Origin of the sequence: Methanobrevibacter thaueri, assembly GCF_015062915.1 — an archaeon.
Taxonomy (GTDB): Archaea; Methanobacteriota; Methanobacteria; order Methanobacteriales; family Methanobacteriaceae; genus Methanocatella; species Methanocatella thaueri_B.
The window spans coordinates 1-10,161 of the sequence record NZ_SUTJ01000025.1; the positions used below are offsets into that span (position 1 = coordinate 1).

The window sequence follows — 10,161 nt, forward strand, 5'->3', positions numbered from 1 at the left end:
GCCTCAAGCTGCTGCTTTTCCACATAGTTGAAATTGGAGAATTTTTCAGGGTCGCTTTCAAACTCATCCAGAGTGACCTGAACATCATTCTTGCGCTCGCCTTCAATCTCATTAATGTTTTCCACACATTTTGCAATCAAATCATCACACAGCTCCATCCAGTAGTCGGGTTTTCTTTTAAGGTAATTTATTGATTTTGTCCCATACCTGACCGGTTCGAATACATCAATACCGAATTTGGTGGCAATGTATTCCCTGTTCAAGTCACTGGATGACAATGCAAGCATCTTACGTTCCAGGTTATGTGCCTCATCAAGAATCAGGAGTTCACGAGAGTTCAGGACACTGTTTGAGACAACCGCATAATAAAAATAATCATAGTTGGTGAGCACGTTCTCGGATTCCTTTGCCTTGTTCAAGGCAGTTAGATACTCGCAGTCACTGCATTTTGAAAGGTTGTACTCTGCCTTGATGCAGAAGTCGCAGCTACCCTTATAGTTGCATTTGTAGTTTCCACGACCCTTGATTTCAACAAGCATTGAGCTGAAATCATCCATGTACTGTTGCTGGAGCTGCTTGGTCATTGTCAGGATATAGGAATCCTCATACATATTGGCGAGAGTTGTGGCAATGGCTGACTTACCGGTACCTGTTCCGGCTTCCAATATTATATTCTTATATCCCTGGCCAATTGCATTGTTAATCTTATTTATCAAAACGATTTGACCGCTTCGGGGATTGTATTTTGGAAGTGACCAATGAATCATCCAATCCAGGTTTGAATTATTGCTCTGCATGAAAAAATCCTCACCAAATTTACTAACAACTTAATAATATGTATATTGGGAAATTATTTATATATTAATATCATTGAATGATATAGATAATATCATGTCTAAAATTCAACAATTGCAAGATATTATCGACTCTTCATCCAACATTGTATTTTTTGGAGGGGCAGGAGTTTCAACAGAAAGCGGAATACCTGATTTCCGGTCTGAAAGCGGAATTTTTAAAAGTTTGAAGAAATATGGTGACACTCCTGAAAACCTGATTTCACACAGTTACTATTTAGACCATACCGAGGAATTCTTTGAATACTATAAGGACACCCTTGTCTTTAAGGATGCCAAACCAAACCCTGCACACTTGAAACTGGCTGAACTTGAAAAGGCGGGAAAATTAAGGGCTGTCATTACCCAAAACATTGACGGACTTCACCAAAAGGCCGGAAGCAGGGAAGTCATGGAGCTTCATGGAAGCATACACAGAAACTACTGCCAGATATGCAATAAGGAGTATCCGTTGGAACATATCTTAGAAAGTGATGGGATTCCAAGATGTGAATGTGGCGGAATCGTCAAGCCTGATGTTGTACTCTATGAGGAGCCACTGAACAATGCGGTGTTAAGCTTTGCGATAGATTACATTCAAAATGCAGACACATTAATAATAGGCGGAACTTCCCTTGTCGTTTATCCTGCAGCGGGACTAATAAATTACTTCAATGGTGATAATCTCGTGTTGATAAATAAAAGTGAGACACCTTATGATGACATTGCCAGTTTAGTCATCAATGATGCCATCGGAGAGACTCTTTCCCAAATCGAAGTCAAGTGATTGAGGAATCAGTTCAATACCGGACAGTTGGTTATCACACCTGTAGACAAGTATTTCCACTCCTTCATCGTATGCCTCGTTTAGTGTTTGGCTGAATTTTGGATCGTTTTGCCAGTTAGGCCTGAAGAATTTACCTGCTGGATGCTGGATTAGGAAAAATACTGCACAGCGGTTTCCATCTTTTTTTAGCTTTATAAGTTCCTTCAGGTGTTTGGCTCCACGTTCTGTTGGAGCATCTGGAAACCTTGCCTCACCGTCGACTATCAGTGTCACCCCCTTCACTTCAACATAACATTCCTCATTTTCATTAGCCAAGTATATATCTATTCGAGAGTCATCAACTGTCTTTTCCCTTTGATGATAATCATAGCAGGAAAGCTCTTTTATCTTGTCATTTATGATTGCATCATATACTATACTGTTGGCTTGCTGAGAGTAAAGTGACACCAGCACTCCCTTGTTCTCGACAAAGTGAAGTGAAAACTTGGTTTTGCGGTTGGGATTGTCTGACGGTTTAAGCCAAACCACTGCATCATCAACCAGCAGTTCCTTGCATCTGCCGGTGTTTGGAACATGCGCAATTTCAAGATTGCCGTCAACTTCCACTTCTGCAATGAACCTGTTCGGACGGTTCTTGAATATGCCCTTAACGTAATCCATCTTTCATCACGCCACCGATATACGAAACCAGATCTGTTGCGGAAAATCCGTTTCCCTTAACATTGTAGGCCTCATCTCCCGCAAGGCCATTGATGAACACTCCAAGACATGCGGAATCGAAAGTGTTTAACTTTTGTGCCAACAGTCCTGCAGTTATTCCTGCAAGAGCATCACCGGTTCCTCCAACGGTCATTCCAGGATTGCCTGATTTGTTGATTCTGAATTTGGTTCCTGACAGTATCAAGTCATATTGTCCCTTGACAATGACTGTTCCCTTGATTTGACGTGTGATTTTCTGGAATTCCGTGATGTTTTCATCAACGTGATTAAAGTTATATGAGTCAATATCCAATTTTAAATCCTCATTTACCTTGAAAAATGACTTGAACTCGAATATATGTGGAGTCAGTATGATATCGTCACGATTCTTAATCAATGCCAATTCCACCTGCTTTAGAGCATCTGCATCCAAAACAATAGGTTTTTTGATTTTTGTAACCAGAACATTGAAGAGTTTTGAAGTGTCCTCATCAATTCCTGAACCCGGTCCAATCAATACTGCATCAACATTATCGGCAAGCTCCAAAATCTCCTGAGAATGGCTTAAGGATAATTTATCCCCTTCAAGAGATTTGACAATCAAATCAGGAGATGATGACTTGATGGCCTCGGCGGATTTTTGAGGACTTGCAACATAAACAAGGTCTGCTCCTGCACCGATTGCAGCCATGCCTGCAATGGCCGGTGCTCCGGAATAATCCTTGGAACCCCCAACAATCAATAATCTGCCATTGTTGCCCTTATGAGATGATAAATCACGATTCTTAAGCCTTAAAAAGTCACCGTAATTAACGAAGTACTCTGCTTCAAATGGAATTCCGATATCTGCTGTCACCAATCCTCCGACAACTTCCTCTTCAGCGTTTCTTACGCCAGTCTTGATTTTATGAAAGCTTATGGTGTAGTCCGGGACAACTGCAATGTCGCTTACATCACCTGTTAGAGGATCCATTCCTGACGGCACGTCAACGCTTATCTTGACCCCATTTGATTCGTTGATTATTTCAATTGCCCTTTTGATATTGGTTTGAAGATTTCCTTTAATTCCAGTGCCTAAAAGCCCATCGACAATAACAAATTCTGAATCTGGACTTTTAGCAACTTCACTGTTGTCAATATCTTCCAGTGTCTTTAGATTGTAAATGTTCAAGCGTGAAAGCCTTGGTTTCATGTTATTGAGAATTTCAAGATTTGTTTTTGAGTATGGGGATCGAATGTTATCCTTCAACATGTAAATGTCAACATCATATCCTCTGTTGAGCAAGTATCTTGCCGCAACAAATCCATCACCGCCATTTCCCCCTGAACCTGTGAAAATAACCACTTTAACAGGTTTTGAGAAAGTGTAAACCGCAATTTTACCAACTTCTTCTGCAAGGGATTTACCTGCTGATTCCATCAGGCAAAGCCTTGACAATCCCAAATATTCACAATTACTATCAGTCACCATCATATCAATAGGGTCCAAAAAAATCACCTTTAAATTAAAATATTAGTTGCAAATATACATATAATTATCTTAAATTAAGGAAAAATCATATGCGAAAAATAACATTCAGAATCATAACAAGATTACCTGCAAAATACATCAGCAGCGGTTTAATAATAATCATCCTCCTTTTTATTTATGGGATTATAGGTTCAATGTACATTATGCATTTGGATTTTATCAATGCAATCTATTATTCCGTGATTACCATGGCAACCGTGGGATACGGTGATTACATACCGACCACTGGAATTCAGAAAATGTTTGCGACAACACTTGCACTTGGAGGCGTTGCACTGCTTGCTTATGTATTTAACATTATTTTAACAAATGTCCAAGAAAAAATGACAGAATATTCAAAAGGGGCGAAAAAATTGAAAGCTATCGAAGTAATGGAAGATTATTATATCATTTGCGGTTTTGGAAGAGTTGGAAAGGTGGTTTTTGACGAGCTAACCCAAAGAAACCAGAATGTAATCGTTATCGATAAAGATGAGGACACCTGCGAGTCAATTGAAGAAAGTGAAAATGTTGTAGTCCTAAATGAAGATGCAATCGAGGATGATTTGGTTGCAAAATTGGCTGGTGAAAAATGCAGAAGCGTCATCATATGTACCGGGGATGACGTCAACAACCTGTTTATCGTGATGACCATACGCGAAACAAATCCCGATGCATGGATTGTGACAAGGGCAAGTAAACTGGAAAACGTGAAGAGACTCAAGAAGGCAGGTGCCAACAAAATAGTATCCCCTGAAATAATTGGCGGAGAGGGACTGTACTATGAATCCTCAAGACCTCATCTTTTGAAAGTCACAGTAAGACATGATCCCGATGAAATTCTTGATGAATTTAAGGTAATAGCGAAAAATGGATGCACATTGGAAAACATAGAATATCATCTTCCAGGAATAGAAACACCATTCACTCGCCAAATCAAAACAATGAATATCTCAGACGGTCAAAAATATGTCAATTACCTAAGCACCCATGATGACCAGAAGGAAGCACTGACAAATCTTTACAAAAATGTCAACAATATTCATTCACACCTAATATCAGGCCCTGACCAGTCTTCATTCGACAAGGTATTGAAAGAATTGGAAGAAATTGAGGAGATTATCGGAATCGATTTGACCAATAAGGAAATTAGTGAAATAACAAAAAAAGAGATTAAGAAGTACAATTAACAATTTTAATTGTACTTTTTGATGAAACATAATATTTGATATTGCCTGAATATATTAAAACATTATAACTGCCAATATTCAAAGCCTTTGGATTGAAGCTGGCAACTCCTTTTGAATTAGTCTTAACTGTATAAACCTTATTTTTAATTTTCAGCTTCAATTTAAGTTTCTTGACTGGCTTTTTGGTTTTCTTATTCTTAACGGTTATAGTAAATTTTTTAGATTCGTTAAGCAGTTTGGTTAATTTTGGAGCCTTGACAGTTGTTTGTGTCTTGATCATCTTATCAATGCTTCCGAAATTATGAACCCCAAGCAATAGCTTTGATGGAGTTTTAGGAAGGTTGTTTTTAGAGAAGAATGTTCCCTTGAAGTAGATGTCATCCCTTAAATGGCCTGTGCTTCTTCCGGCCAACTTTCCATTGTCATTAGCTCCATAAGCCTTAAGTTTGGCAGTGGTTTTACCATCAATTGTTGTGGCTTTCCAAAGGAATGCTGTTGCATCCCTTCTGTTGACACCAAATTTGTCTGTGGCAGCAATCTTTATTGCGGCCTTTGCAGGGTCCTTGCTGAACTTATCCCATGCACCATGCCTGAACATTGATCTTGCGTTTGGAACGTCAATGTATTGTCCAGGTTTCAATTTGCCCCATTTAATGCCGCTTGACCATACTAAAGCATATTTTCCGTTTGGAGCTTTTATTGAAAAGTGACCAATACCCAATTGCCTTTCATATCCTTGGATTTTCTTCAAATAGGATTTTTTAATCTTGCCTGCCTTGAACATTTTGCCTACAAGCTTTTCAATTGCATGGTTTATTGTTGGGTTATCAGCACCTCCGGTTCCTGCCATCCATCCGTTGGCAGCAACTATTATATGGAAGAAATAGCTGTTTTTCTTGTATTGCTTTATTACAGGCACCCCATTCAACTTATCTTTAACAATATGAATGGTTTTAGTGTTGGTTGCATCCCTTCTAAAGCCTATAACTGCCTTATACTTGTTAACTTGAACATACAAAGAGGAACATCCTGTTTCTGCAGTCTCCTTGATGGTCATTGCAGCCTTGGATTTCTTAACTTTAACATTGTTGTCCTTAACATTGACAACCACCTTGTATGAACCCGCCCTGAAATTCTTCTTTAGATGGGCAACGCCGTTTGCATCGGTGGTTGCATAATATACTTTATATTTGTTATTGTGATAAACCTTGAAAGCAACCTTAATATTCTTGACGGAATTTTTTGTAATCTTATTGATTACTTTTGCCTTAAAATAGAATCCTGACTCAAAATAAGTCTTGAAGTTTTTGGTTTGAATGGATAATGAGGCCTTGTTTACCTTTACGATGGCCTTTGCCACACTTGAAGTGTAGTTTTCATCACCGTCAAACTTGACTGTTGTTGTATAGCTTCCAGGTTTCAGGTTAATTTTCAGGACTATTTTTCCTGTAGCGTCTGTTGTCTTGTCATAACTTTTACTGTTTATTAGAATAGATACCTTCTTGTTTGAAATTGGTTGATTATTGCCATCCTTCAGATAGCTGACAAATTCAAGATTATCCTTATAGTAACCGGTTACATCATGGGTTTCTATTTTCGAATTTGTCTTGAGATTTGCCTGAGAATCATTGATTAGGTCATCTGAAGAGTCCTGATTGAGACTTTCGGCATCTTCTAGGATAACCTCATCATCGTTAATCACATCACTAACATCAGTTATATTTTCATTAGCGGAAACAACACTGAGGCCAACTAAAAATATAACGAATATTAACAATACAATAAATCTGTTTTTAATCATGTTTTAAGCACCTATATTAAAAAAACAGCATAACAGTTTTAAATCAGAAAAAAAGTAAAAAAAGTAGAGAAATTAAATTTCTCTCTAGAATAATTCTTGTAAGTGGATTTGGAAAGGTCCTAAACTTCCGCCGTAGTTACCAGCACCGATTTCGATAACACCAGGTACTTGGCAAGCAGCTTCGATACCTGCTTTCATAGCAGCTTTAACGGATTCTTCGTCAACACCGTCAATAACGATTTCCATGTTTCCGAATACGTTTTCAGGTAATTCAGTTTCCACTTGGTCTTTTAAGGTTACACATTCTTTTTCGTTGGTGGATGCACTCATGAAGGAGTATTTAGATCCAGTTTTTGAACCGGAAGCAACCATACCACCTGAGAAAGGAGTGATTACACCAGGAACAGCGTGAATAGCATCAACAGCAGCTTCAGCAGCAACAATGGAAGCCATTTGACTGTCAGCCATAATGAAGAAGTTTCCACCAGCTACTCCGCTTTTGCATCCCATTTCATCTTCCACTAAGAATTCACCAGACATGATAGGAATAACGTGCATTTTTTTGCCGTTTACATCTTTTTCAGTTTCAAATCCGTCACCGAAGAACTTGAGTTGTTTTCCGGTTGGGAATGAGTCTTCACTTTCTAAAGCGTTGAATGCTGCTGCGGTAGGAGCAGTTAAAACACATTGTCCGATTCTGTCCATGATTTGTCCGCCTAAAGCTTTTTTGGACATGTGACAAATCATTATTGCATAACCTGGTCTTCCATCTGGAGATTCAGTTGGAGGAACATATTGGTCAATACCTGCTTCTGCAGGGCATCCAATAACTGAAGTAGCAAATCCGGTAGCTTCAGTAGCAGCGATTTTAGCTAAATGTTTAGTAGCTGCAGTAATAATTAATCTAGATACTTGAATTCCAAAACCTTCAGCAAAGGTATCTTGTATTTTTACGCCATTAATTTCCATATTTTCACCAAAATTTTTTTAAAAAAATTAAATTTTTTGTGATAATTAAATTTATGATTATAAATTAAAATAAAGTTTTCTATTTTAATGGCCATATAAAATTGATTAAAAATTATTTTACACCGATAAGCTCATCTAAAACAGGCATTTTTGACAAGACATAAATTATTATCCATGATAAAACAAAACCAACTGCAAAGAGCACCACATAATCTCCAACAAAGCCGAATGAGATATGTAAAATCTTGCGAACAACCATTATAATCTGGCTGTGAATCAGATACATTCCGTAACTGCAAAGTGCAATTGAGGATATGATTTTCTTAGGCAAATCTGAAATGCCGTTCAGGCGGGAACTTGACTTGAACAGGCAGAATGTTCCAACTGCAAGCACCATCACAGGAAGAGAATACCTGTGGAACACGAACAGTATGCTTGAGTCAACAACAGCATATGAATAGACAAGCATGAGGACTGATGGAGCGATTATAAGAATTGCAGCAGAAATCGGGCTGTTGAAAATTCCCCTCTCGCTATGCCTTAAATAGTAACCCAGAACAACAAATCCTATTGGACTTATGAAAAATGAGACATATTCAGGAATTGGAAGCATTAATGAATGTGTCATGATAATGTAGACAGTCCAGATTGCTAGAAAAGCTTCCACTTTCCTCAAATCAGAATTATTAATCCCCCTGTTGAATATTGGCATGAGAATATACATTCCAAGCATCATCCAGAAGAACCAGTAAACGGCAGATCCCGGTGCCTTGCAGATTAGTGTGTCCACGAATACCTGCAGGATGTCCCCTATTCCGAATTGGGTGACAAAGTTAACGCTTGAAATGAAGTATGATGCCAAAACAAGCATTATGGTAAATACCAGTGACCAGAAAACAAATGGTATTGCAATACGAGGAATACGCTTTTTAAAAAATCCCTTAACGTCCCAGTCACGACCTAAAAGCAGGGCTCCTGAAAGCATTAAAAACAAGGGAACGCCAATTCTGAAAAAATTATTTGCAAATGTCTCAAAAATTCCGCTTAAAGAAAAAATAGTATGAACATTATAGTTCATTATCTCTCCAAGATGGCCGGTTACATGGAGCAGCACCACACAGAGAATCGCCAATGCCCTTAAGGCATCAAAATAAAAGATTCTTTTATTGCTGCTCATAGAATTACCCGTCATCCTTTAAATCATCACTCAGAGTCTCCTCTATTTCATCAGGAGATGAGGAGAATGATATCTTGTCAAGAAGTGATGAACCGTAGTGAGGCAAGATCACTAAACCTAATATTGTTGCCATCCAGAAGGATATCAGCCTTTCAATGACTGTGGCTGCCGCACTGATTGATGCTGAGATTCCCGCTGCGGAATAGAATAAGATCATCATACCGTCGACAGCTCCAAGGCCTCCAGGAAGAAGAGGAATCATACCGACAAGTGAAGCCACAATGAACACTTCACCGATTACAACCAAGTCCACTTGTGCTCCGAAGGCTAAAAATACCAAGTATACTCTGATAATCTCAAAAACCCATATTAAAAAGGATAAAGGTATTGTGTATGATAAAACCTTCTTGTTTGAAATCAGCAATTTCATGGTGTCCTGGAATCCGAATATTGCATCGTGAATCTTTTCCTCAAGACCCTCTGAATTTTTCTTGTAGAATCTTCTTACAAGACCTATAATCCAGCCGTCAACCCTTTTACCGAAGTTAGGATTGATGCACATGTAAATGAGAACAATCAATATTGCTACAATGGCAATTACCGCCAAAACCATAATGATAAGCAACCATAAATCAAACTTAAAAGAGAATGCCATTGCACCTATTGTCAATGCTGCCAAAACAACAAATGGGAAAGTGTCCAATGCCCTATCGGCAACTACTGTTGCGAATGTCTCTTCCATAGGATAATCGTTTTGCTTGGAGAGAATATAAGCCCTTACAGGTTCTCCTCCACCACGCCCTGATGGAGTGATGTTGTTAACTGCAAGTCCAACAAGCACCATCGGAAGCAATTCGCCAATGCCTACATCCATATTTGCAAGTTTATTCAGGATTTGCCATCTTAAAGTATACAAGAAGTATGTTACAATCTGAGTAATGATTGCAAGGACTATAATTCCTATATTGGCTATCTTTAAAGCGCTTATTACCTCTTCTATACCGACAAACCATAGCATTACGGCTAAAATGAGTAAGCTTATCCCTAAGAAAAATAATGTTTTGCGGTCCATAGTGTATATTATTATTGAATTGGTTACTTATAAATTTATATAGAATTTTATTCAAATTATTACAATAATGAGGTATATTACAAAAACTGACTTGAGAGTTATAGCAAGAAACTCAGGAATGCT

9 protein-coding genes are annotated in these 10,161 nt (G+C 38.3%); 2 read left to right on the plus strand and 7 right to left on the minus strand.

The window, feature by feature from the left end:
* On the minus strand, positions 1-797 hold a 797-nt coding region (locus E7Z78_RS09615; RefSeq protein ID WP_303724963.1), incomplete at its 3' end, for a DEAD/DEAH box helicase family protein.
* Between the two features lie 94 nt (positions 798-891).
* On the opposite strand from E7Z78_RS09615, the gene E7Z78_RS09620 reads away from it, so the two are divergent.
* Positions 892-1,620 (plus strand): NAD-dependent protein deacylase, encoded by a 729-nt coding sequence (locus tag E7Z78_RS09620; protein WP_303724964.1) that lies wholly within the window; start codon positions 892-894, stop codon positions 1,618-1,620.
* On the opposite strand, the gene sfsA is transcribed toward E7Z78_RS09620, so the two are convergent.
* Together sfsA and E7Z78_RS09630 are read right to left on the minus strand one after the other, a co-directional pair.
* Positions 1,567-2,280 carry a DNA/RNA nuclease SfsA gene (sfsA, locus tag E7Z78_RS09625; protein WP_303724965.1) on the minus strand — a complete coding sequence of 238 codons (714 nt, stop codon included), beginning with the start codon at positions 2,278-2,280 and terminating at the stop codon, positions 1,567-1,569. The two genes, E7Z78_RS09620 and sfsA, sit on opposite strands and share 54 nt — an antisense overlap.
* Positions 2,267-3,808: an NAD(P)H-hydrate dehydratase gene (locus E7Z78_RS09630; protein ID WP_303724966.1), complete on the minus strand. Its 1,542-nt coding sequence runs from the start codon at positions 3,806-3,808 to the stop codon at positions 2,267-2,269. The genes sfsA and E7Z78_RS09630 overlap by 14 nt, the downstream gene beginning before the upstream one ends.
* A 71-nt stretch (positions 3,809-3,879) precedes the next feature.
* Here E7Z78_RS09630 and E7Z78_RS09635 point away from each other — a divergent pair, with 71 nt between their 5' ends.
* Positions 3,880-5,019, plus strand: a complete 1,140-nt coding sequence (locus E7Z78_RS09635; RefSeq protein ID WP_303724967.1) for an NAD-binding protein — start codon at positions 3,880-3,882, stop codon at positions 5,017-5,019.
* Here the strand turns inward: E7Z78_RS09635 and E7Z78_RS09640 are convergent.
* The 4 genes from E7Z78_RS09640 to E7Z78_RS09655 form a co-directional block, all read right to left on the minus strand.
* Positions 5,003-6,820 carry an Ig-like domain-containing protein gene (locus E7Z78_RS09640; protein ID WP_303724968.1) on the minus strand — a complete coding sequence of 606 codons (1,818 nt, stop codon included), beginning with the start codon at positions 6,818-6,820 and terminating at the stop codon, positions 5,003-5,005. The genes E7Z78_RS09635 and E7Z78_RS09640 overlap by 17 nt on opposite strands.
* A gap of 84 nt (positions 6,821-6,904) precedes the next feature.
* Complete coding sequence (fhcD, locus tag E7Z78_RS09645; protein WP_303724969.1) at positions 6,905-7,789, minus strand: formylmethanofuran--tetrahydromethanopterin N-formyltransferase; 885 nt, start codon at positions 7,787-7,789, stop codon at positions 6,905-6,907.
* Between the two features lie 112 nt (positions 7,790-7,901).
* Positions 7,902-8,966: an acyltransferase gene (locus E7Z78_RS09650; RefSeq protein WP_303724970.1), complete on the minus strand. Its 1,065-nt coding sequence runs from the start codon at positions 8,964-8,966 to the stop codon at positions 7,902-7,904.
* 4 nt (positions 8,967-8,970) lie between these two features.
* On the minus strand, positions 8,971-10,038 hold the full coding sequence (locus tag E7Z78_RS09655) for a UPF0104 family protein (protein ID WP_303724971.1): 1,068 nt from the start codon (positions 10,036-10,038) through the stop codon (positions 8,971-8,973).
* Between the last annotated feature and the right edge of the window lie 123 nt (positions 10,039-10,161).

Coding starts and splice junctions, on each gene's coding strand:
- E7Z78_RS09620 (WP_303724964.1), top strand. CDS start 892: ATGTCTAAAATTCAACAATTGCAAGATATTATCGACTCTTCATCCAAC.
- sfsA (WP_303724965.1), bottom strand. CDS start 2,280: ATGGATTACGTTAAGGGCATATTCAAGAACCGTCCGAACAGGTTCATT.
- E7Z78_RS09635 (WP_303724967.1), top strand. CDS start 3,880: ATGCGAAAAATAACATTCAGAATCATAACAAGATTACCTGCAAAATAC.
- E7Z78_RS09640 (WP_303724968.1), bottom strand. CDS start 6,820: ATGATTAAAAACAGATTTATTGTATTGTTAATATTCGTTATATTTTTA.
- fhcD (WP_303724969.1), bottom strand. CDS start 7,789: ATGGAAATTAATGGCGTAAAAATACAAGATACCTTTGCTGAAGGTTTT.
- E7Z78_RS09650 (WP_303724970.1), bottom strand. CDS start 8,966: ATGAGCAGCAATAAAAGAATCTTTTATTTTGATGCCTTAAGGGCATTG.
- E7Z78_RS09655 (WP_303724971.1), bottom strand. CDS start 10,038: ATGGACCGCAAAACATTATTTTTCTTAGGGATAAGCTTACTCATTTTA.